The following is a 24,360-nucleotide window of genomic DNA, read 5'->3' as shown; positions in this document are numbered from 1 at the left end:
CCCTACCTTGTTTTTAGAAACCCGGTATTAGTCAGCTACAAAGACTGAGTAAGCGGGTAACGGCGCTTAGTGAAGCATGGTTTCAACCATAGCAATGCTACTACTTTTATCACAACTATATGCTCAATAATAGCACAGGTAGCTGAACGTAAAGTGAATGGCTTTATCTATATACACGGTCAAAATGGGAAGAATTAGAGGACACAAGAAGCCAAGAAAAGAAACAAAGCGTTTATCGCTAATTATTTATCGGGTTCGAGTAACTTTGATTGCTCTATCAGTGTACATAACTGCTTGCGGTTGTCGCGACTAAAGTTAGGGTTTATATCGGTGGTTTCGCAATAAGCGCTATGAAAGCGCGTTACCGTTGAACGACTTGCCAGTATTCTTCGAAGGTAGTTCGCTTCGAATTCTTTTAAAGGAGCCAGCTGCGCCGCGGCCTGATTTCTTAACGTATCCAACTCTCGTTGTTCAGGTAACTCAGAAATAGAAACAAACCAACCTGAGACGGTACTTTGTATATCTGAAAAAAAGTACTGAACAAAAGGCGAGCGCAGCACAATCACCAATAATACAATTTCAGCACAGATGACAAAGAAACGAAGCATTTAAAATTATTCCACTACTACACTTAATTTAAACAACGCAGCTATCGTTAGTTATTTTTAATAAACACTTTCATCAAAAAAATCAAAAAGATAATTACTTGTATAATTTTCATTCGGTATTAAAAACTATTATCGCTATAAGAGTCAACTAGCATTAAGTAAAGGCATACCGATAAAATATAATTTCTGAACTTTCAGTATTGACTGAAAGATAAATAAAGATGATCATTGATCTATGTTAAACACGCTGAAATTTCAGCTGTTATAATGCGCCGCGCAATACAAGAAGTTGGCTAAGGTTTTGAAAAAATGAACGAACAGATTCCGGTTAAAAACGTTACCGCAGTAAAGGTGCACAAACCCGCATCATCCACTGAAGGGAAACGATACGATTCGCGCAGTCGCATTTATGTTCGTGCGGTTAAAGGCCCTCTTGAAACATTCAGGCGTTTCTTTGGTTTGTTTTTCCTCGCCTTATTTGCCGCTATTCCGTGGATTAAATTCAATGGTCAGCAAGCGGTGTTACTCGATATTGTAGAGCAGCGCTTTTCTATATTTGGGTTAACCTTATGGCCGCAAGATTTAACCTTACTTGCTTATATTTTTATCGTGGGTGCATTCGCGCTTTTTTTCGTGACGACCTTTGCAGGCAGAGTGTGGTGTGGTTTCATGTGCCCTCAAACCACCTGGGTATATATCTACACGTGGTTTGAAGAAAAAATAGAAGGCCCAAGAAATAAACGCATAAAGCTAGATGCGCGAAAAATGGACGCGGATAAGTTTGTTCGCAAAATCCTCAAACATACGGCCTGGGTGGCAGTTGCCTTGCTTACCGCACTCACCTTTGTGGGATATTTCACCCCAATCGGCGCGCTCTTTATTGATTTTTTCACCTTCAACACGGGTTTCTGGGCAGCGTTTTCAGTGGTCTTTTTCGCGGTATGCACATATGCCAATGCGGGATATATGCGTGAAATCATGTGTACCCATATTTGCCCTTACGCGCGTTTTCAATCTGCCATGTTCGACAAAGACACCTTTACCGTTTCATACGATGCGAAACGGGGCGAACAACGAGGTCCGCGTCCGCGTAAATTAAGCCATGAACAGGTTCACGAAAAAGGCTTGGGCGACTGTATTGACTGTAATTTATGCGTACAGGTTTGTCCTACCGGTATTGATATTCGTAACGGCTTACAATATGAGTGTATTAACTGCGGCGCGTGTGTAGATGCGTGTAACGGCGTAATGGATAAAATGGGTTACCCCAAAGGGCTAATAAGCTTTACGTCGGAAGAAGAGCTGGCGGGGGGTAAAACACACATTGTACGGCCTAAGCTTATCGGCTACCTTATCGTTCTTATTGTCATGACAGGGTTATTGGTTGCTGACATTGTGACCCGCGTGCCTCTGGAAATTGACATTATTCGCGACCGTAATTCGTTATATCGCGAAACCAATGAAGGGTTAATTGAGAATGTTTATACCGTTAAAGTACTCAACAAATCTCAACAAACTCAGACCTATACCATTTCGGTTCAAGGGCTGCCTGAATACACCTTTATTGGTAATAAAGAAGTGACGGTACAAGGTGGTGAGGTTTATAGCACACCGATTTCGGTTGCAACCGACCCGTATAATCTGGAAGATGTGGTAACAGACATTCAATTCACCGTTACCACTACCACCGATTCAGGTGAAAGTGTAACGGTTAATGAGCCAACCAAATTCCTTTATCGATGAAAGATTTTTCGTTTTCTGGATTAGATCCAGACACTATATTAGATGCCCTGGAAACTCAGGGCATTTTTCTTCAAAGCGGCTTACTTGCTCTCAATAGTTACGAGAACCGGGTTTACCAATTTCAAGCCGATGACAACAAACGTTATGTGGTTAAGTTTTATCGCCCTGCCCGTTGGACAGACGCGCAAATTCTAGAAGAACACAGTTTTGCCCAAGAACTTGCTGATAGCGAGATTCCGATTGTGGCGCCATTAGCGCTAAATGGAAAAAGCCTTCACCATCATGGAGATTACCGCTTTACGGTTTTCCCTTCTGTAGGTGGGCGCCAGTTTGAGAACGATAATTTAGATCAACTTGAATGGATGGGACGCTTTATTGGCCGTATTCACCGCGTATCTCAAGCGAAAACTTTTAAGCAACGCCCAGATATCGACACACAAAGCTATTTAGATGAACCTAGACAGGTTTTAGAAAATAGTACCTTGTTGCCCGATCACCTCAAAACGGCCTTCTTTGCTATTTTGAACCCCGTTATAACTGCGGCTTCCTCATCATATAAAGCCACCGACGTTATTCGGCTACACGGCGACTGCCACCCTGGAAATATTCTCTGGCGTGATGGCCCTACCTTTGTTGATTTAGATGATTGTCGAATGGGCCCCGCCATTCAAGATTTGTGGATGATGTTAAGCGGTGATCGCCAGCAGCAGTTATTACAACTTGATACATTGGTTGAGGCTTATGAAGAATTTCAGCCGTTTAATACTAATCAACTTGCGTTAATTGAACCCCTTCGCGCCATGCGTATGGTGCACTATATGGCATGGCTGTCTCGCCGCTGGGAAGATCCAGCCTTCCCTCGCGCTTTTCCGTGGTTTGCCGACGATAAATACTGGGAAGGTCAAATTCTTGCGTTAAAAGAACAGCTTTCTGCCATGCAGGAACCGCCTCTTAAAATCGGGTATTAGATCGCAAAACCTGAACACACTCGCTATTTATTAGGCACTTAAGCTATACTCCTTCGCGCTTAGGTGCCCATCAATGGGTTAAACGGGAAATCAGTGAAATCTGATGCTGCCCCCGCAACGGTAAACTCAGTGTGAACACACACATTCTCCTAAACACGCCACTGTGTCATCGCTATTTATATCGCGACATGGGAAGGCCGAGAAACCATACATTGTATTGGTGAGTGAGCCCGGATACCGGCCTAGCTTCACGGCAGTTAATCTGCTTACATTCACCCTTGTACTCGGGCGGAGTACATAGCGAGAAATACAATGAAATTTCAAACACACTTTACCTGCACTGCAGTTTATGCTGCCGTGGCAACACTGCTGTCTGCACCCGTTTTAGCGCAAACTCCTGATACCATTGAAACACTTACCGTTACTGGCACCCGTTTACCTGTACAAATAGCCAAGCTACCTGCATCGGTAAGCGTACTAACCGAGCAAGATATTCAAGCCTCAGGCGCAGTACAACTTACCGATTTAATTCGCGGCTTACCAGGTGTGAGCCTTTCTCAATCAGGTAGCCCAGGCGGCCTTACCGAACTTCGTGTTCGAGGCAGCGAAAGTAATCACTTACTGGTGCTTATTGATGGCGTGGTGTCTAACGACATTGGCCAAGGAAGCTTGATAGACTTGGCCCACTTGACCTCAGCGAACGTGGTACGTATAGAACTACTGCGAGGCCCGCAAAGTGCCTTATGGGGCAGTGGTGCGATTGGTGGCGTATTGAGTATCACCACCAAAGCAGGTGAAGGAACCAGCACAAAACCCAGTGTTAATTTAAGTGCAGGAATAGGCACACAAGGTACTTACCACGGCAGCATAAATGCCGCCACCAAAAATGGCGATGTGGCAGTGCGCACCTACGCCAATTACCTAAAAACAGATGGCGATAACATCTCACGCATTGGTAATGAAGATGATGGTTATGACAACATGACCGCAGGCATCAACATCGATTACGCATTGGCAGATGCACACACATTGAGCGCGAAATTCCGCAGCACCCAATACGAAAATGATTACGATGGTACTGACTATGTTACCACCGGATTGCCTGCAGATGCCGACAATGTGACTGATGGTAGCCAACTGAGCACTAAGCTAGCATGGCGCTTCGCACCAGATGCATCGGCTTATGCATCTACTGTGTCTTTCGATTACCGAAAAGATGATAATGAAAATACCACATCGGGTGCCGATGCGGGTGGCACGACTGGCGAGCGACTAGCACTTAACTGGACAAGCTTTTATCGCTTCGACAATTGGCAAGTGGCAGGTGGTGCTGAATACTTACAACGTTTGTTTGAACAACGTGGCCCTGTGGTGTTTGGCGATCCTAATCAAAAGCAACATGACAATACCACCAGCCTATTTGGTGAAGCTACAGGTGACCTTGTTGAGAATGTTTTCGCAACCTTAAGCGCACGATTCGATAACAACAGTGAATTTGATGACGCCGTTAGTTATCGCGCGGGCCTTACATGGCAAGTATCAAAAAGCTATGCGCTATTTTCTAGCTACGGCAAGGCCATTAAAACCCCAACCTTTACTGAGCGATTTGGCTATTTCCCAGATAGCTTTATTGGCAACCCAGACTTAACGCCTGAAGAGAGTGAAGAATGGGAAGTTGGCGTAAAAGCACATTGGAATTCGGTTTCGGCACAAGTAAGCGGTTATAGTGCCCAACTTGAAGATGAGATTAATGGCTTCGTTTTTGACACCACTCAAGGCGTGTATACCGCTGCGAATACAGACGGTGAAAGTAGCCGTGACGGCGTAGACGTTGAAGTAACGTGGCTTAGCGATTTAGCGAAGGTATCGGCGTCGTATAGCTATTTAGACGCCGAGCAAAACGATAATGGTATTGCTAACACCGAGCTTCGACGTGCACGACACCAAGGCGCATTATCGGCATTGTCTGATTTAGGTACCGAGAAATTTAGCCTTTATGCAAGACTGGCCTATACCGGAACACATTACGATACTTATTTCCCACCCTACCCAGCTAATGCAGAAACGTTGGGGCTGTCAGCTTACACACTGGCGTCAGTTAACCTTGGTTATAATATTTCTGAAAAGTGGGCGTTATCATTAAAAGTGAATAACCTTTTTGATAATGACTACGAGGATATCGTAGGCTATGCAGGCCAAGAACGTCGTGCATTGTTATCGGTGAGCTACAACCACCAGTAACTCCGAATATGTCGCTTTATAGACTCAAATAGCGATACTTCATTCGCTTCTTCTTTAAGAAGAAGCGAAACTTTCTGGTCTTATATCATCCATTCGTTGCATTTTTCCGCTCGCTTGTCGCGTAAACTAGTGCCCAATAAAAGCCTGTGGTAACCTCAACACTGATAGATAGATTTGAAATCAAAGGATTCAATTACATGAAGAAGTTTGTAGTATTGTTTGTAATGGCAATGCTTTTGCCATTAACCGCATGCGCCCAAGAAGGCGCAGCAAAGTGGAAAGAAGGTACCCATTACACGGTATTAGATGAAGAAGCGACCAAAAAGCCAGTTATCACGGAATACTTCTCTTTCTGGTGCCCACATTGCTTCCAATTTGAGCCAATCGTAAAACAAATTAAAGAGAAAAAAGGCGAGAACACTAAGTTCGAAAAAGTGCATGTTAACTTTATGCGCTTTACAGGCCCTGATGTTCAAGATGCCGCCACCCATGCCATGTTGATTGCCCGCGCAATGAAACAGGAAGATGCGATGAACACGGCTATATTCAACTACATTCATAAGCAACGCGCAACCATTACCAACCTTAAAGATTTGCGAAACATCTTTGTGGTAAACGGTGTTGATGGCGCTGAGTTTGATAAGTTAGCCACCAGCTTTGGTGTAAACAACATGATTCGTAAGAACCAGCAGCTTATCGACAAGAACCGAGATTACTTATCAGGCGTACCAAGCTTCGTTATTAATGGTAAATATCAGCCTACATTTACTGCTGAAATGACATTTGATGATATTGCTGATTTGATTGTTTGGTTATCTGAACAAAAGTAATTGCTAGGATTATTGAAGTAGGCCCCAACATGCCTATTTCAGTACAAGATTAAATGGGCCGTAGCGGTTAACGCTAAGGCCCATTTTCATTTTTCAATGCGAAAAAAAGCCGGAGCTATTCATGTCGTTTCTACCCGAAGATTTCAGTGCCTTTATTTGCGAATTAGACCAACTAAAAAGCGTTAAACGCCAAATAACCTTGCCTTGTGATGGCGATCGTCAGGAAAACTCTGCCGAGCACAGTTGGCATGTTGCATTGATGGCCAGTACCTTGGCACATTATTCCGAGAAGCCTATAGATGTCGCTCGGGTTATACGTATGATTTTAATTCATGATGTAGTGGAAATTGATGCAGGCGATTTGTTTGCCTTCAACGAGGACTCAGAACACGACGCGCAAGCACAAAAAGAGCTTGATGCGGCGAAGCGTATTTTTGGATTACTGCCCAGTACCTACGCCGATGAATTACTGTCATTATGGCTAGAGTTTGAAGAAGCGAAAACCCCTGATGCCGAGTTTGCCAAGGCGATGGACCGGGTGCTTCCTGTGTTTCAAAACATGCAAAACCAAGGTGGTAGTTGGAATAAACATGCTGTTACCAGAGATAAGATAGAAAAGCGTAACTTACATTTGAAGCATTGTGCGCCTAAGTTATGGGATTACGTCACTCGTCAATTAGATACCGCGGTACAAAATAATTGGCTACTTCCAGCACAAAGCTAAAACGGTAAAACGCGCTGACGTTCACACTTATAAGCGACAAAAAAGGCGCTAGAGAATCTGTTCTCTAGCACCTTTTTTATGAGCTTTTTTGGTGCAACCTGTTGGCAACGCTTAGTTGATGTCGCTTTTTATAAAATCTCCATCAAACACCCTTTGAGCTCGATTAAAAACGCGTACTTGCCCACATCCACAACTTGTTGGCATCTACCTTAGTGTCACCCGCAGAGTAGCTACCATACTTCACCGCGAGAGTGACTTTATCCATCACTTTAGTCACGTACTGCACGTTAATCTCGCTACCTAAATCATCCACTTCTGCGGAAGCTTCATCGGCACTAAAATCATGGTAGGCCAACAACCATTTACCACCGGCTAATTTTCCGGATACCGAAAAAGTAATATCTTGAAGTCCCTGTGCAGGCGTACCTAAGAATTGATCAGTCCAACCGTTAAATTTATGCAGGGTGGCCAGTGGCGTGGCAAAGCCGTATGCACCATCGTCAGAACCCAGCAATTCATAGTCAACCTTTGCGGTAATGCCTGAAAAAGTAGCAGCAAGGTTGGCATTAATATAACTAGCATCATAATCGGTAGCGGTGTCGCCTGAACCTGACTCGCTGCTTTGCGTAGCAAATTCAGCGCCGTATGCCCAGTTCACCGTCTCACCTTTCATACTGCCGTTATAGCGAATACCGTAGGTATCAAGCGCATTATCGGTGTCATTGTCAATTTCTAACAAATAGCCATAAGCGGTAAATTTTCCTACCGCTGTTTTGAAACTTGCGTTAAATAAATGGTCTTTTGAATCAAAGTCGGCGGCTTCTGCGAATATTCGATTTCGCTGGGTGAGGTATCCATAAAAGAAATTCACTTTCTCGTTAAGCGCATAGGTAGCAGTAACACCATCAAAGGTCTGCCTATCTTGACGCCATCCCACATGCCCAACGAATCTGTGATTATCGAGGGCAATCACTTGTCTGCCCCCTTTGAGTGTTAGCTTTTCATTCTTATACTGAATAAAGGCTTGATCCACTTCTGTGGTTTCAGGATCTGCAATCACTGAATACTCACCTACTTTATAGCCAGTAGGGCCTACTGTATAATCGCCCTGCCCCATAACAATACGGCTATCTTCCACTTCTGCGGTAAAGGAAAACCCGTTCAACGTTCCGGATTTAAAACCTAGGCGAGTACGAAGTGTTAATGCGCTAGCATCATCAAGTGCATTATCCTGGTCGACTGATTCATAACGTAAGTTCAAGTCTGCCCATGCAGACGCTTCACTAAGTACATCATGCCAGCTCTGCGCCATTGATGGCGCACTAAAACACGCCAACATAGCACTTGTCAGTGCTGCTTGAGCAAAGCGCTTTTGTACCGGTTTAAGTCTATATGACGGTGCTTCTGTCAGCGATGCTGATGCTTTTATATCTTGCGTATTCATGTGCGTTCCCTTGTTATTAACGATGTTAACGTTTGTTGGTTAGCGTTCTTATTGACGATTTTTAGTTAAGGGGCTCCCTCCCAGTAAAAAATGGGATAAGCACCTAAGGGTTTAAATAAGTTTTAGCGACTTATGTTGTCGCGCTTTGAATTAGCGTTAGACGCCTAACTCAAGCTGCGTCGGATTTACTGTTCGCTTTTTTTGCAGAACCACCTCCAGCTTGGTTAGATTTGATATGGGAAGACACTGGCTCAATTTTTTTTTGCTTATCGTACAAAAAGGTCAGCACTTCATGCCGATAGTGGTTGTACTGAGGGTTGTCAGCAAGTTTAAGTCTGTCTCGGGGTCTGGGCAGCTCAATATCAAGTATTTCACCTATAGTCGCTGCTGGGCCGTTATTCATCATCACTATTCTATCGGAAAGCAATACTGCTTCATCGACATCATGCGTGATCATAATCACTGTATTACCTAAATCTGCATGGATTTCCATCAATGAATCTTGCAAGTGCGCGCGCGTTAGCGCATCTAGTGCCCCAAAGGGCTCATCCATGAGTAAGACTTTAGGCTCCATGGCTAACGCGCGAGCAATACCAACACGTTGCTTCATACCCCCAGATATTTCACTGGGTAATTTATCAAGAGCGTGGGTCATATGCACAAGTTCTAGGTTATGCATGATCCAATCTCGCATTTCCTTTTTAGACTTACCACGCATGGTGTGCTTTACCGCCAGTTCCACGTTTTTATAAACGCTCAACCAGGGCAATAACGAGTGATTCTGAAAAACAACCGCACGTTCTGGCCCGGGGCTTTTTACTTCAGCACCGTCGAGTATGACGCCGCCCGTGGTGGCTTGGTGTAAACCCGCCACAATATTTAGCACGGTTGATTTACCACAGCCCGAGTGACCGATTAATGAAACAAACTCACCTTTCGAAATTTTAAGGTTTACATCAGTAAGTGCCGTAAACGGGCCTTTCGGTGTAGGGAAATCGATGCCTACTTGTTCTAATTCCAAGTGTTTAGCTTGCATGTTCTTTCTCCTTAATTACCGTAATAAGCTGGTTTTGTCCCAGCTCACTGCACGTTGAACCGACAACATTATTCTGTCTAGTATGAAACCAATGGCACCTATAGTGAGCACCGCTACCATGATGCGTGCTAAAGATTCTGAACTACCATTTTGAAATTCATCCCAAACAAATTTGCCAAGGCCTGGGTTTTGCGCCAGCATTTCTGCCGCAATCAATACCATCCACCCGATGCCAAGGGAGAGTCTTAACCCTGTGAATATCATAGGGATGGAAGAAGGTAGTATAATTTTTGTTAAATGAGAGGTAGGCGTTAAACGCAGTACCTTGCTCACGTTAATTAGATCCTTATCGATAGCAGACACCCCAACCGCCGTGTTAATTAACGTAGGCCAAAGGCAGCATAAGGATACCGTGAGTGCCGAGGTAACAAATGATTTTGAAAACATAGGATCATCGCTAACGTACAGCGCGCTCACTACCATAGTTACCAATGGCAACCATGCTAAAGGTGACACGGGTTTAAACAATTGAATCAGCGGATTGATAGCTGCATAAGCTGATTTACTTAGCCCACATAAAATACCGACAGGGACGGCAATCACTGAGGCAATGAGAAACCCCACCATGACGGTATAAAGACTTGTCCATATTTGATCAAAGAAGGTCGGTGAACCGGTGAACTCGCGAGTTTTTGGTTCGTAAGTTGGGTCTTGTGCAACCCGCGCGGCGTTGCGCTCTTCTTGTCTTGTGTAAAACGCGTCAGCTTTATCTCGCTGAGCACTGTGCTCAGTAATAAGCGAGCCTGCCTGCTCCCACACTTGAGCAGGGCCAGGAAATTGCCCGAGTGAGGTATCAATACTTTTTGCCACACCATTCCAAATAGCGAGGAACATCAAAAGGCCAATGAGAGGCAGTAGTAAAGCGGGCGCTCGACTATAAACCGCCCCCATGGTGCCGCTCATTGGTGATTTGGCTGGCGAAAAGCTTAATATATTTGCCATCTTACTCATGTTGTTCTCCGCTAATTGTGTATGACAGTGAAACTGTTAAAGAACAGTTTCACCCTTTAGCCCAATACCAAACTGTTCAAGGTAAGCATTTGGCTTGCTACCGTCGTAGGTAACGCCATCGATAAATTCAGATTGAGGTGGTTTGAAACCAGTTTCAGTGGCAAACGCAGGGAAGTCCGTTGCTTTTGCTTTTCCTTCGGCAATAAGCGCTTTTGCCGCCATCGCGTAAACCTCAGGCTTGTACACTTTGCGTGCCGTTTCTTTATACCAGTCGTCTGGTTTAGGCTCTGAAATTTGTCCCCAGCGGCGCATTTGCGTTAAATACCAAATCGCGTCACTGTAAAATGGATAAGTAGCGTTATAGCGGAAGAATACGTTGAAGTCTGGTACTTCACGCTTATCGCCTTTTTCGTATTCGAAGGTGCCTGTCATGCTGTTAGCCAATACATCTTCATCAGCGCCAACATAGTTACTTTTCGCTAAGATTTTTACTGCTTCTGGGCGGTTAGCATTGTCATTTTCGTCTAACCACATGGCGGCGCGAATTAACGCTTTTACTACACGAATGTGGGTATTAGGATACTTTTCAGCCCATGCTTGGCTCACACCAAATACTTTTTCTGGGTTATTTTTCCAAATTTCGTAATCAGTAATAACCGGAACACCAATGCCTTTAAATACCGCCTGCTGGTTCCAAGGTTCGCCTACACAGTACCCATAGATAGTGCCCGCTTCCATCGTAGCTGGCATTTGAGGAGGTGGTGTAACTGATAGCAAAGCTTCAGCATCAATTTGGCCAGCATTATCGCCTTTGTGAGGTGCATAGTAGCCTGGGTGAATACCACCGGCAGCAAGCCAGTATCGAAGTTCGTAATTATGCGTCGATACGGGGAATACCATACCCATGTTAAATGGCTTACCTGCATCACGATATTCATCAACCACTGGCTTTAAGTAATCAGCTTTGATTGGGTGAACAGGCTTGCCATCTTCTACCGGAATATGGGCTTTCATTTTTTCCCATATTTCGTTTGAAACAGTGATGCCATTCCCATTTAAATCCATACTAAACGCCGTCACAACATGTGCTTCAGTACCAAAACCAATGGTTGCGCCAAGCGGTTGCCCTGCCAGCATGTGAGCACCATCAAGTTGGCCGTCGATGGTTCGATCAAGCAATACTTTCCAATTTGCCTGGGCTTCTAAGGTTACATATAAACCTTCGTCTTCAAAAAAACCTTTTTCATAAGCGATGGCCAATGGCGCCATGTCGGTCAGTTTAATAAAACCAAATTTTAATTCTTCTTTTTCTGGCCAACCCACTTTTTCATCGCTTTGTGCGCTAGCGAGTGGCGCGCCTAAGGTGAAGGAAAGGGCAATCGCAGCGGTTATGCCTGCTGCCATTTTTTTCTTTATTTGTTTGAGCACTGAAACGTTTTTAAACTTGGTCATTTATGTTTCCTTTAGCCAAAAAAAAACCCACCAGCGTAGACGAATAAACGTCGCGCTTGGTGGGCTTCGATGCCAGGCCTGTAATCATTAATTAATGAGATACAGGCGAACTTATTGTTTGGGTGTTGGTTGTTGCTACCAGTACTTAATGTACTTTTTTGTTTTGGTGTCGCTTAATAGTGTATCTACGCCTGATAAAGCAGAGTTCGTGCCAGAACCTTAACCCATTGAATTTACGGGATTTAACAAAATCGCAAATGGTAATCATTCTTTTACATGAACAATAACAGTGCGTTTATTGCACTAGAAGTGTTCGATGCACGGCATAGGGATGATTGATGCACAGCGGGGAAGAGAATAGAAACACGAGGGAGACACCACACTCTCCCTCAGTGCTTTATTTGTCGTTTGAGGCTATAGCCGTTGGGTGAATTGACCAATGGCGTTTACGACTTCTGAGGAGCCATTTTGAATTTCGTTCATAACTTTGCCTGACTCTGTTGAATACTCAAGCGCTTCTCTTGCTTTTTCCTGCCCCGCCTCAATGAGCTGCACCGCATTTTCAGTGAGCTTTCTGTTTTCATTTACTACACTTACAATTTCTTCGGTGGCAGTACTGGTTCTTGACGCAAGTTGACGCACTTCATCCGCAACAACGGCAAAGCCTCTTCCTTGGTCACCCGCTCTGGCCGCTTCAATTGCCGCATTCAGCGCCAGTAGGTTGGTTTGATCGGCAATGCCACTGATGCTTTTAACTAAATCTGCCACTTTTTGCGACTGCTCATCGAGTTCACGAATACCCTCGCTTGCCGTCCCCATCTGCGAGGTGAGTTCCCCCATAATACGCACCATGCTCCCCACAACCTCTTTACCTTTCTGGGCTTGCTCTCCCGTACCTTCCGATATATTAAAGGCAACATTAGCGGCTTCGGAAATAGCAAACTCCCGTTGCATTTGTTCGGTAATAACGGTGGCAAACTTAACCACTTTGTAAAGTACGCCTTTGTCGTTTCGTATGGGGTTGTAAGATGCCTCTAACCACACTTCATTACCGCGACTATCCACTCGCTTAAAGCGGCTTGAAAACATTTTCCCCTGCGCAAGGTCGCTCCAAAATTGTCGGTATTCTGGTGTGTCAACTTCATCTGCAGGACAAAATATTTTATGGTGCTTACCGACTATTTGCTCTGATGAATAGCCCATAGAAGATAGAAAGTTATCGTTGGCTTTAAGAATAATACCCGTTAGGTCAAACTCAATCACTGCAGTGGAGCGATGCAAGGCCTCAAGCATGTCTCTCATTTCACGGCTTTTATTGATATTTGAGGTTTGCTCTGCCATATACAAGGCAAGCCGTTCGACCGCCCCGCGGTCGTTAAGAATGGGGTGCAGTATGCCTCTAAACCAACGGTCCTCGCTGTTAGCATTAGCAAGATTAATCGCACCATGCCAATGCTGAGCTTGCTTTATCGCAGAAATAAACTCTTTCGTGGCGGCTTGACTCATTACTCCCTGAGGAATGAGACTATCCATAGTTTTTCCATCAAGTGCATTGGATGAAAAATCCATTACATCTGAAAAGCTGTCGTTGACTCGATTGATTCTTCCGCTTCTATCTAATTCGATGTAGAGCATTTCAGCTCTGAGTTCACTTTCCACCGTATGAAATGATTCAACATCTTTGCGTAAGCGCTCCACTTCTTCTAACAATTGCTTATTCTTAAAAAACATCCCGTACTCCTCGACATTCGGATATAGCATCTCGCTCACATAAACTTCTCATAACGCTCATGAGAGCGAGCGAGGATACAAAGTCGTTATTGCTTAAATTGGTTGATCTAAAGATAGCAGAGGATTTACAAGTTACTTAATTATTAGAATAATTTGGAAATGATTTGATTCTTAGACAACAGCATTAACCCCAAATGGCCTAATGCTGAGTGAAGGGTAACGCGGTTTTATCTCGTTGTACCCACAGATTTGTGGCAAGGCCTCTCGCTTCATCTACGTCACAACCTTCAAGTAAAATAAGGTAGCTCACCAAGGTAGCGTGAATAGCTTGTTCACCATAAAGATGCGAAGTATCGCCCCGCCAGACCGCAAGCATATCGCTCACGTTCATTTGCGTATCTTTAAGAGCCATTTTTTCTGTTAACTCAGGAAGTATGATTTCTTCGGTACTTCCATTGCGCGTGACATAGAGTTCGGTTTTTCGTTCACTGTTTACTTCCGGATCTCCCCCATCGCCACGAAAGCACAGCGCTTCGAACGCGGGAAAACTTTCATTCACACGACAATGTTTATGATCAAGGTGCATGTGATAAACCCCCTGCACACAAAAAGGGGCCGACGTCGGGTTCAGCAAGCGCGCCAAGGTATTTGCGCATGAGCGTAACCCAAATACTTCACGTAATTTTATGATGGTATTGAGCGCTGGCAATAAATGCGACAAATCGAGATAAGTGGCACCAAATTCACGCATTTGGCGAGAGGCATCGGCAATACTGTTTACTTCTACAAGCCCCAATGCAGGTAACGCTTTGCTAGCATATAACCGACCCGAACCTGGCTCATGGGCGCCGTGCAGCATAATGGTATAATTATTTTTAGCCAGCACCGCGCACGATAATAGATACCAAGGTAACTGGCGGCGCTTACCGGCATAACAGCCCACATCTAATGTGGGTGTTAAGTTAGCAAGTTCAGGCTCCAGTAATTCACGGCATGCATCAATAAACCCAATGACTTCTTCTGGGGTTTCTTCTCGCGTACGCAAGAGCATTAAAAATGCACCACGTTGATCGCCGGTAACTTGATTAGACAGTACCATTTTCATAGACTCGTAAGCTTCTTGGCGGGTAAGACTGCGCCCACCTTTTTGGCCCTTGCCGATGATTTTTATATAGTTGCTAAATTGCTGAGACATGCTGCTTATTGTGTAAAAGTGATGTATTGACGAGTTGTCGTGACTCTATCACTTTTCCAAAAATAAGTAACGTAGGGCCGCTAACATTGGCGTTAGAGACTATACTACCAATTGTAATCACAGTACCTTCTATCACCCGCTGTTGTGGACTTGTCGCATTTTCTACTGCGGCTACAGGCCAATCATCGGCAATGCCGTGTTTTACCAAAGCATCACATAGCAAAGACAAACGACTCAACCCCATGTAAACCACCACGGTTTGAGAGGCAACACTTTTAGCCAATTGGGTCATATCTGGCCATGTTTCAGGGTTTTGAAAATGTGCAGTAATAAAGCTCACTGCCTGCGCACAGCGCCTATCAGTAAGTGGGATCCCCGTATAAGCAGACATGCCTGAAGCCGCCGTAATGCCAGGTACAATAGCAAAAGGAATGCTCGCTTCTGTCAGCGCTATGGTTTCTTCGCAGGTTCTAGCAAACAATGCAGGGTCGCCACCTTTAAGTCGCACTACACAATGACCTGCCTTCGCTAGCTCAACCACCTTCGCGCTAATCTCTTGCTGCTTCATACTGTGCTGACCACAGCGTTTACCCACATATTCACGTTTCACATGACGGGGAATTTCCGCAATAACATCTTTGCCCACTAATGCATCAAACAACACTATATCAGCTTGTTTGATTAATCTAAGCGCCTTAAGGGTGAGTAATTCAACATCGCCTGGGCCAGCCCCAACAATGTACACTTTGCCTTCTTTCTTGCTACGTGGCGCGCTTTTTCCGTTGCCTAACCATCCACTTAAAAAACCTGATGTGGAGTAGCTAGCAGGTTGCGATAATGCATTGCGAAACAACAGCCCAAAGGTGTTAACTAAAGTGTTCATGATAATCTCTCCAGAGCAAAGTTCGTCGTCGCTCTTGTGATAATAGCTATTGTAGGAGTCACGTTTATGCAAGATGCTTTGCTAGTAACATTGCCAGTAGCATTCTCGATAGTATCCTGTGTAGCCTTCTTATCAGCTACGCGCTTGGTGTTAACTTTCACGAGCGACGTCTTCTACTGGGATGGCATATTCGTTAATTAATGTTGCTAAAGCCGGTTTGCAGGAACCGCAATTTGTGCCGCACTTTAACGAATCGCCCAATGCAGAAACTGATGAGCACCCTGCTGCTACCGCTTTATTAATGGTTTTTTCCCTCACAGAAAAACAACTACACACCACAGGGCCATTTAAAAATTCTTCGTCGACTTCACAGTGTAAAAAATTAGCGAGTTTTTCAGGGTTGAAACTTTGCGTTAATGCGCTGTCTACCCATGAATTTGGTACATCATACTTTGGCTTCGTACTGGGGCTGTGCGCACCAAAAAACGCCATAAAACAAAACGAATCTTGATAAGTACAAATAAGCACTTGGCTGTCGGCGGTTTTGTGTTGATAGCACACCCAAGTTTTAGGTAGTTTTTCTAGCAACCCTTTGATTACTGCTTGCGATTCAAGTTGGCTGGCAATGGATACGCCCAGCCCATTATCGATTAAATATTTAGCCCAGTAGCCGTTATTACTTTCCACTACCTCGCTCAGCACTTTTACGATATCCAATTCGCCATTTGCCACTTGAATGTCATCACTAATATAGAGCTTTCCGTAGCTTGAAAAGTTATGGGGCGTAATGGATACCGCACCATGTTTTAGTTCTGGCTGCCCTGAAATAGGATCGGTTGCCGGCGCATAAAGTTTTGCCAGCTTGCTGTGCGAACCCCACCCCCCAGACCAATGAATAGGAACGAACACATCGCCTTGGCGCTGACGTTTATCGATTTGCACAGGGAAAATACAGGGTGTTTCGCCGCTCACTTTACTGCTGAGAGAAACATAGTCATTTGCGGCCACACACAATGCTTTGGCATCTTCGGGATGAATATAAATATTGGCGTGCGCAGTATGGGCATGAAGTAAAGGCGCCTTGCCTGTTCGAGTCATGGTGTGCCACTGGTCACGCATTCGCCCGCTATTAAGCACAAACGGAAATTCACGCGAGGTAACTTGAATAGGAAGAGAAAACTGCACGGCGACAAAATTTGCTTTGCCCGATGGGGTAAAAAACACTTTGTTATAAAAGGGGCGAACAGCTGAAAGCGTTTTATCGCTATTGGTATTAAGTGGCCATTGTACAGGCGCCATTGCATCATATTGAGCCTGAGATTTCCCGGTTAAGAGGGAAAGGTTGAGCAATCGCGTGCCGTCGTTTTTGTATGCCGTTAACCGGGCGTGTTCATCAAATATTTCGCTAGGGTGAGAGTAGGCAAACGCGCTGGCAAAGCCCATTTTATTAGCTACATCACACATAATTTGCCAATCGTGTTTGGCTTCGCCTGGAGGCGGCATAATGCCTCGTTGACGGGAAATTCTGCGCTCGGAATTAGTGACGGTACCGTCTTTTTCAGACCACCCGGTTGCCGGCAGTGCAATATCAGCAAAGGCAAGGGTATCGTTACTTTGTACAATATCTGATACCACCACCATGTCGCACTTTTTCAGCGCCGATTCAACTTGCTCACGATAGGGCATACTCACCACAGGATTTGTGCCCATTATCCACACAAACTTGATTTGCCCCGCATCCATAGCTGAAAACAAGTCTACTGCTTTTAATCCGCCGCACTCTGGCATAGCCGGAGACTGCCAAAACGCTTTTACATTTTCACGGTGGTTGGGGTTTTCAATATCACAGTGGGCCGCCAGCATATTGGCTAAACCACCCACTTCCCTGCCCCCCATGGCATTGGGCTGACCGGTTATAGAAAAAGGGCCGCAACCTGGCTTGCCGATAAAATCTAACGCAAGATGACAATTAATTATCGCGTTGGCTTTATCTACCCCAGCTGAAGATTGGTTAACCCCCATGGAATAGAAAGTAACTGCAGTGTCAGCATTGATAAACCAATCATAAAAGGTGGTTAAATCCGCCTCATTTAAACCGCACAGACTAGCCACGTCTTTTGCATCAATGGCGTTGGCACTGCTGACGGCTTCATCTAGCCCTTGGGTAAATGCGCTAACGGCAATCTTATCTATTGCCCCATTGTTGTGAGCAAATTGAAGTAACCCATTAAATAACGCAACGTCACTGCCTGCTTTTAGCGGTAAATGTAAGTCTGCGATAGTGCAGGTCTCAGTTTCTCTGGGGTCAATCACCACCACTTTCATGTTTGGATTGCGCAGCTTAGCCCTCTGAATACGCTGGAATAGCACAGGGTGCGCCCACGCAGCGTTGCTGCCTGTGAGCACCAATAATGAGGTACATTCCAAATCGGTGTAATCGCAAGGCACCACATCTTCACCAAACGCACGTTTATAACCGGCAACGGCAGATGACATACAAAGCCTTGAGTTCGTGTCTATATTGGCGCTGCCAATAAACCCTTTCATGAGCTTATTAGCAACATAATAATCTTCAGTGAGTAATTGCCCTGAAACATAAAACGCAACGGCATCCGGCCCATGTTCAGCAATAGTCTGGGTGATTTTATCAGCCACCGCGCGGGTAGCCGTGTCCCAATCTACCTTCGCACCTGCCATGGTTGGATGAAGCAAACGGCCGCTAAGATCGTTTGTTTCGAGCAGGTTTGTGCCTTTTACACACAGACGACCATAATTGGCCGGATGCTCGGGCGTACCAGTAACCTTGTCCAGGGAGGTAATACGCCCGCTAACGTTGCAACTGATATCTACACCACAACCCACACCACAATAAGGACAGGTGGTTTGCTTTTGCCGTAGTCGTGGTTCCAGCATAGTGGTTTTTGGTGTAGCCATATTCATGGATAAACTCTCTTAATAAACAAAACAACATAGAAAAGTGGGTTAGACAGCAACGAGTATTCGCTCACCTTCCACTTTCACGTCATACGCCACTACGCTTACGTCATCACGTTCAATACACTTGCCTGTGGCCAACACGTAGTGCTCTTTATAAAGAGGCGATGCCACCACAATATCATCCGCTATGGAGCCTATAAGGCCACGATATAGCACGTTTGCTTTGCCGATGGGGTCCCAGTTGCTAATGGCGTAAAGAAACTGCTCGCCACCTCTCATCACACTAAACAGTGCCACTTGCTGACCTTCAATAAGTGCACAAACACCGCTGTTTGTTACCACGTCATCAATGCCACACACGTCATGCCAAAGGGGCGCCACTTCTGTATTTGCTGTCATCAGTTTGTTCCTTATTAAATTACGTCAACCGCAATGAGGTTGTCGGCACCTTTAGATTTCTCTAATTCAGTGGCAGGCCTAACTTGACCTCGCTCAGAGACAAACTGAATGTTTGTGTCGGTGCCATCTGTGTTAACGAATTGACGGAAACGTTTACGCGATGCTTCGCTTTCAAGCGTGGTTTTCCACTCACACTGATAAGCACCAACAACGGTTTCCATTTGAGCTTCTAACTCAGCGTTAATGTTAAGCGAGTCATTCATAACAACATCTTGCAGGTAAGCCAAACCACCTTCTAAGTTATCCATCCATACCGATGTACGTTGCAATCTGTCGGCGGTGCGTACATAAAACATCAAGACCCGGTCGATATACTTAACCAGCGTTTCGGTATCTAAATCGGTGGCGAATAAATCGGCATGACGAGGCTTCATACCGCCGTTTCCGCATACATATAAATTCCAGCCATTTTCGGTGGCAATAACACCAATATCTTTACTTTGGGCTTCTGCACATTCCCGCGTACAGCCGGACACGCCGAATTTAATTTTGTGCGGCGCGCGTAAGCCCTTGTAACGGTTTTCTAAATCGATGGCGGTTTTCACCGAATCTTGAACGCCGTAGCGACACCAAGTGCTACCTACACACGACTTCACCGTACGAAGGGCTTTAGCGTATGCATGCCCAGTTTCGAAGCCGCCTTTGACAAGGGCTTCCCAAATATCAGGAAGTTGATCGACCCGTGCGCCAAATAAATCAATTCGCTGACCACCGGTGATTTTGGTATACAGGCTGTATTTCTTGGCAACTTCGCCTAATAAAATTAGCTTTTCTGGCGTAATTTCTCCCCCCGCCACGCGAGGAACCACAGAATAAGTACCGTCTTTTTGCATATTACCAAGATAAATATCGTTGGTATCTTGCAGGGGTAAATGCTCTTGTTTAAGTACGTAATCGTTATACACAGACGCTAAAATAGAGCCTGCTGCTGGCTTACATATTTCACAGCCAAGACCAGTTCCATGCTTGTCGAGTAATTCGTCAAACGAAGTGATGCCGTTCACTTTTACAATATGAAATAGCTCTTGGCGGGTATGATTGAAATGCTCACAAATGGCTTTCGAGACTTCTACCCCTCGCTTTTCAAGCTCACTATCAACCACATTTTTAAGCAAAGCAGTACACCCACCACAACCGGTGCTGGCTTTCGTACAGCTTTTAACTTCGCCAAGGCTGCAACAGCCCTCGTCAATAGCCGATACAATGTCGTTTTTTGCCACGTTGTGACAGGAGCAAATTGTGGCGGTGTCCGGTAATGCATCAGCCCCTAACGCTGGCGCAGCACCTGAACTTGGCAGAATAAGCGTTTCAGGGTTTTCTGGTAAATCAATGCCGTTTAAGGCGTACTGCAATAAGGTGTCGTAGTCGCTGGTATCACCGACTAACACCGCACCCAATACTTTCTGCTGGCTTTCATCTACCACCAACTTCTTATACACGCCTTCAGGCTGGTTAAAATAGGTGTAGCTTTGTGCGCCAGTAGTACGTTCGTGTGCATCGCCAATAGAACCTACTTCTACACCCATCAACTTAAGCTTAGTACTCATGTCGGCGCCAGTGAATACAGTATCACCACCAGTTAACGCACTTACCACTGCGCGAGCCATGGTGTAACCTGGCGCAACTAAACCAAATATGCGGTTTTGCCAAAGCGCACATTCGCCCACGGCAAAAATGTCAGGATCGGAAGTTAAGCAGTTGTCATCGACAACAATACCCCCACGCTCCCCAAGCGCTAGCATGGATTTTCTGGCCAGTTGATCTGATGGACGAATACCCGCTGAAAACAGCACCATATCGGTCTCAAGAAAAGTGCCGTCGGCAAATACCATGCGATAACGTGCTTGCTCCCCAGCTTCGATAACCTGTGTTGCTTTTTGGGTATGAACGGTTACCCCTAACGACTCAATTTTACTGCGAAGTACGTCGCCCCCCGTTTCGTCTAACTGCACGGCCATCAGCTGAGGCGCAAATTCCACCACATGGGTTTCAAGTCCGGCTTCTTTCAACGCGTTTGCCGCCTCAAGGCCCAATAAGCCGCCCCCCACTACCACACCGACTTTGCTTTCTCGAGCAGAGTTTTCAATGGCAATCAGGTCATCAATAGTGCGATACACTAAACAATGTTCTTGATTGTTTCCGGGGATAGGCGGGACAAACGGGTAAGAGCCGGTGGCAAGTACCAATTTATCGTAGGGAAATACCTGACCATCTTCGGTTAACGCCTTTTTTTCGTCGCGCAGCAAGTCAGTTACTATGGCGTTCGTTACCACATTAACGCCCCAATCACGATATACATCAGCGGTTGTCAGCGCTAAGTCATCTGCGCTAGCGCCACTAAAGTAAGAGGATAAATGTACTCTATCGTAGGCCAGTCTCGACTCACCACACAACACGGTGATATCAACGTTATCGCTACTTTGATGAAGCTGTTCAACAAAATGGTGCCCTACCATTCCGTTACCAACGACGAGAATTCGCGTTTTAGATGCCAAAGATGTCATGGTCTCTCCCTTTATTCGGGACAAAAAAAAGCCCGCATCAACTTTCGTTGTTGCGGGCTTCATTGCCTATCAAGCGCTACGAGTTTTCATAGCTATCAAATTTTTGTGAGCTAGGTTGCTCTAAACATACACACAATTTTTCACACTACAAAGTATATCCAATATTAGTGCCATGTCATTACTAGCCTGTTTTATATAGATTTATTAAAAAACCGGCTTTTCGAGTCACCTTATTTTGCACCAAACAAAAGCATTTGCGATATCATTTGGTGCACTCACATTGCTCTACCTTACTCTCCAGCCCTGGCAAGCACCTGAGCATTCACACCAAGGCGATTGCCACCAACTGTTAAGCCAGCTTATCGGTAGCAACACGATAACGAGGATCTTCATTCACGTTAATTTCTACGAACTTGTCAGCTTTACGCAGTAAGTTGCGACACTCGTCACTGATATGGCGAATATGCAGCTTCTTGCCTTGCTGTTCGTATTTATCAGCTAACGTATCTAAGGCATCAATACCTGATGAATCCCAAATTCGCGATTCTTTAAAGTCGATAACCACGTGCTCAGGATCATTGGCAATATCAAACAAGTCTTTGAAGTGGGTCACTGAACCGAAGAACAATGGTCCTTCTAATTCATACACTTTCCAATCATCGCTATCAATGTGGCTCTTAATTTCGATATGACGAGCGTGCTTCCACGCAAATACCAAGGCAGACACAATTACACCCACCACAACCGCAATCGCAAGGTCAGCAATGACCGTTACTGCGGTCACTAAGAACAGAACAAAAGCGTCCTCTTTATTTACACCACGAATAATGCGGAACGATGCCCATTCAAAGGTAGCAATAACCACCACGAACATAACGCCAACCAATGCCGCTAGCGGGATCATTTCAATTAATGGCGCAGCAAAAAGAATAAAGGCAAGAAGCACCAATGCTGCAGTAATACCTGATAAACGTCCACGACCACCAGAGTTGATGTTAATCATGCTTTGACCAATCATGGCACAACCGCCCATGCCGCCAAAGAAGCCATTTACAGTATTAGCAACACCTTGACCCACACATTCTTTGTTGCCACGGCCACGGGTATCTGTCATTTCATCAATAAGCGATAATGTAAGGAGTGACTCAATCAAACCAACCAGACACAGAATGATTGAAGTAGGCAGAACAATCATCACAGTTTCCCAGGTAAACGGCACCATAGGGATAGCAAAAGTAGGTAGTTCACCGGCAAGGGTAGCGCTAGCTTTCTGTGCTTCAGGTAGCAAATCACGCACGAAATCGATAACCGTACGGGCTTCTAAATCTAGCCCGTGCACCATAGCCGTTACGGTAACAATAGCCACTAAAGACGCTGGTACCGCAGTGGTTAACTTAGGCAGTAAGTAGATAATCGCCATAGTAAGCGCAACCAACCCAAGCATCCAGTACAACATGGTTCCTTGCATCCACTCCAACTGACCGAGGGCATTCACTACTTTAAATTGACCTAATTGGGCAAGAAAAATAACAATTGCTAAGCCGTTTACAAACCCGAGCATTACCGGGTAAGGCACCAGTCGAATAAATTTCCCGAGCTTGAACACTCCGCAGAGTATTTGCAGTAAACCGGCTAAAATAACAGCGGCAAACAGATATTGAACGCCATGCTGTGCCACTAATGCCACCATGACCACGGCCATGGCACCTGTCGCACCAGAAATCATTCCCGGACGTCCGCCAATGGCCGACGTGATAAGTCCCATCATAAATGCGGCGTACAACCCAATCATGGGCTCAACGCCAGCAACAAATGCAAAAGCAACCGCTTCTGGTACCAGTGCAAGTGCAACGGTAATACCAGAAAGCACGTCATTTTTTACATTACTATCTCGATTAGTAATTAAATCAAACATGTTTTCTCAGGAGTCTAGAGGTTTTAGGAGTCGTGCGTTGCCAGATTAGCTGTGGATGCTGTAAATCACTGTCATGCACAAATTTTGCGTGCGATTCTACCACTAATAATGCTGAAAATCTTTTAATAGAATGTTAATCGTACAGAGGATTTTAAGCTGACAAGGCTGACTTTCCATGGCATCGTAATAAGCTTAGTTTTTGCCGAGCAATTGATTTGCCATTGATTCATCATTGGCGCTCTCAGTTGTATTCACACTGACTGTTTCAATCTACGTTGCTGATCCTTTTGTTGGCGGCGAGGTGTATTTGACCAACCGATAAGGAGTGGAAGTGGTCCCTTATTTACTCACAATTTTATGCGTGCTGGTGGCCGGCGCTATTCATTGGGCGTTTCCAAAAACCTTTTGGAAATCTACGTTAATGTCTACTGCAGTCATTTTACTGTTTTCTATTGCCGCATTATTTATCTTCAAAGCATCCGGCATGTTAATGACTGAAACCGGTGAAGATCCTGACTTTTCAGGAAAGTTATTGATGATTACTGCTTTGATGTCTTTCTTCGGCCTTCTTATTTCTATTTTTGTTGGCTGGTTTCTCCGAGTAGTAAGGGCGTAATACCAAATATTGAAGTAGGTGCAAGGCTAAGATCATCTCAACTTGCACCATTATTGAGCATCT

18 protein-coding genes and 1 riboswitch are annotated in these 24,360 nt (G+C 45.1%); of the genes, 6 read left to right on the top strand and 12 right to left on the bottom strand.

Features of this window, described 5'->3' with window-relative positions; all coding sequences use genetic code 11:
• Positions 1-242: 242 nt before the first annotated feature.
• Positions 243-608: a hypothetical protein gene (locus KYS23_RS00245; protein WP_159528682.1), complete on the bottom strand. Its 366-nt coding sequence runs from the start codon at positions 606-608 to the stop codon at positions 243-245.
• 309 nt (positions 609-917) lie between these two features.
• Between KYS23_RS00245 and ccoG the strand changes: the two genes are divergently transcribed.
• The 5 genes from ccoG to KYS23_RS00220 all read left to right on the top strand — a co-directional run bounded on the left by ccoG (position 918) and on the right by KYS23_RS00220 (position 7,114).
• The gene (gene ccoG, locus KYS23_RS00240; RefSeq protein WP_218417872.1) at positions 918-2,351 is read left to right on the top strand and encodes a cytochrome c oxidase accessory protein CcoG; all 1,434 of its coding nucleotides are present in this window, start codon (positions 918-920) and stop codon (positions 2,349-2,351) included.
• Positions 2,348-3,319, top strand: a complete 972-nt coding sequence (locus tag KYS23_RS00235) for a serine/threonine protein kinase (RefSeq protein WP_218417871.1) — start codon at positions 2,348-2,350, stop codon at positions 3,317-3,319. Before ccoG ends, KYS23_RS00235 begins: the two co-directional genes overlap by 4 nt.
• Before the next feature lie 44 nt (positions 3,320-3,363).
• Positions 3,364-3,579: riboswitch (cobalamin riboswitch) on the top strand.
• Positions 3,580-3,631: 52 nt separating this feature from the next.
• Positions 3,632-5,560, top strand: coding sequence for a TonB-dependent receptor plug domain-containing protein (locus KYS23_RS00230; protein ID WP_218398071.1), 1,929 nt, complete (start codon positions 3,632-3,634; stop codon positions 5,558-5,560).
• A 197-nt stretch (positions 5,561-5,757) separates the two neighbouring features.
• Positions 5,758-6,390 carry a thiol:disulfide interchange protein DsbA/DsbL gene (locus KYS23_RS00225; RefSeq protein ID WP_159528674.1) on the top strand — a complete coding sequence of 211 codons (633 nt, stop codon included), beginning with the start codon at positions 5,758-5,760 and terminating at the stop codon, positions 6,388-6,390.
• Between the two features lie 121 nt (positions 6,391-6,511).
• Positions 6,512-7,114 carry an HD domain-containing protein gene (locus tag KYS23_RS00220; protein ID WP_159528672.1) on the top strand — a complete coding sequence of 201 codons (603 nt, stop codon included), beginning with the start codon at positions 6,512-6,514 and terminating at the stop codon, positions 7,112-7,114.
• A 163-nt stretch (positions 7,115-7,277) separates the two neighbouring features.
• Here KYS23_RS00220 and KYS23_RS00215 read toward each other — a convergent pair whose 3' ends face one another.
• The 11 genes from KYS23_RS00215 to KYS23_RS00165 form a co-directional block, all read right to left on the bottom strand.
• Entirely contained in the window at positions 7,278-8,453 is a 1,176-nt protein-coding gene (locus KYS23_RS00215) for an alginate export family protein (RefSeq protein WP_232370714.1), read from the bottom strand.
• 274 nt (positions 8,454-8,727) lie between these two features.
• Entirely contained in the window at positions 8,728-9,594 is an 867-nt protein-coding gene (locus tag KYS23_RS00210) for an ABC transporter ATP-binding protein (protein ID WP_159528668.1), read from the bottom strand.
• A 15-nt stretch (positions 9,595-9,609) separates the two neighbouring features.
• Positions 9,610-10,605, bottom strand: coding sequence for an ABC transporter permease (locus KYS23_RS00205; protein ID WP_218398073.1), 996 nt, complete (start codon positions 10,603-10,605; stop codon positions 9,610-9,612).
• A gap of 36 nt (positions 10,606-10,641) precedes the next feature.
• Complete coding sequence (locus tag KYS23_RS00200; protein ID WP_159528664.1) at positions 10,642-12,057, bottom strand: CmpA/NrtA family ABC transporter substrate-binding protein; 1,416 nt, start codon at positions 12,055-12,057, stop codon at positions 10,642-10,644.
• A gap of 414 nt (positions 12,058-12,471) precedes the next feature.
• A complete protein-coding gene (locus KYS23_RS00195; protein WP_159528662.1) occupies positions 12,472-13,788 on the bottom strand; it encodes a methyl-accepting chemotaxis protein in 1,317 nt (438 codons plus the stop codon).
• Between the two features lie 199 nt (positions 13,789-13,987).
• Positions 13,988-14,983 (bottom strand): glycosyl transferase family protein, encoded by a 996-nt coding sequence (locus KYS23_RS00190; protein WP_159528660.1) that lies wholly within the window; start codon positions 14,981-14,983, stop codon positions 13,988-13,990.
• Positions 14,967-15,866 (bottom strand): uroporphyrinogen-III C-methyltransferase, encoded by a 900-nt coding sequence (gene cobA, locus KYS23_RS00185; RefSeq protein WP_218417870.1) that lies wholly within the window; start codon positions 15,864-15,866, stop codon positions 14,967-14,969. Before cobA ends, KYS23_RS00190 begins: the two co-directional genes overlap by 17 nt.
• Positions 15,867-16,016: 150 nt before the next feature.
• Positions 16,017-18,806, bottom strand: coding sequence for a nitrate reductase (locus KYS23_RS00180; RefSeq protein ID WP_218417869.1), 2,790 nt, complete (start codon positions 18,804-18,806; stop codon positions 16,017-16,019).
• A 42-nt stretch (positions 18,807-18,848) separates the two neighbouring features.
• Entirely contained in the window at positions 18,849-19,202 is a 354-nt protein-coding gene (gene nirD, locus KYS23_RS00175) for a nitrite reductase small subunit NirD (protein ID WP_159528654.1), read from the bottom strand.
• A gap of 14 nt (positions 19,203-19,216) precedes the next feature.
• The gene (gene nirB / locus KYS23_RS00170; RefSeq protein WP_218417868.1) at positions 19,217-21,766 is read right to left on the bottom strand and encodes a nitrite reductase large subunit NirB; all 2,550 of its coding nucleotides are present in this window, start codon (positions 21,764-21,766) and stop codon (positions 19,217-19,219) included.
• A gap of 349 nt (positions 21,767-22,115) precedes the next feature.
• On the bottom strand, positions 22,116-23,681 hold the full coding sequence (locus tag KYS23_RS00165; protein WP_159528650.1) for a SulP family inorganic anion transporter: 1,566 nt from the start codon (positions 23,679-23,681) through the stop codon (positions 22,116-22,118).
• A gap of 331 nt (positions 23,682-24,012) precedes the next feature.
• Between KYS23_RS00165 and KYS23_RS00160 the strand changes: the two genes are divergently transcribed.
• Positions 24,013-24,297 (top strand): hypothetical protein, encoded by a 285-nt coding sequence (locus tag KYS23_RS00160; protein ID WP_057793943.1) that lies wholly within the window; start codon positions 24,013-24,015, stop codon positions 24,295-24,297.
• Positions 24,298-24,360 lie beyond the last annotated feature (63 nt).

It is taken from the genome of Alteromonas lipotrueae (genome assembly GCF_019249255.1).
GTDB lineage: Bacteria > Pseudomonadota > Gammaproteobacteria > Enterobacterales > Alteromonadaceae > Alteromonas > Alteromonas lipotrueae.
The sequence above is the reverse complement of the archived record's forward strand: the minus strand, read 5'-3'. Positions and strand labels throughout refer to the sequence as shown.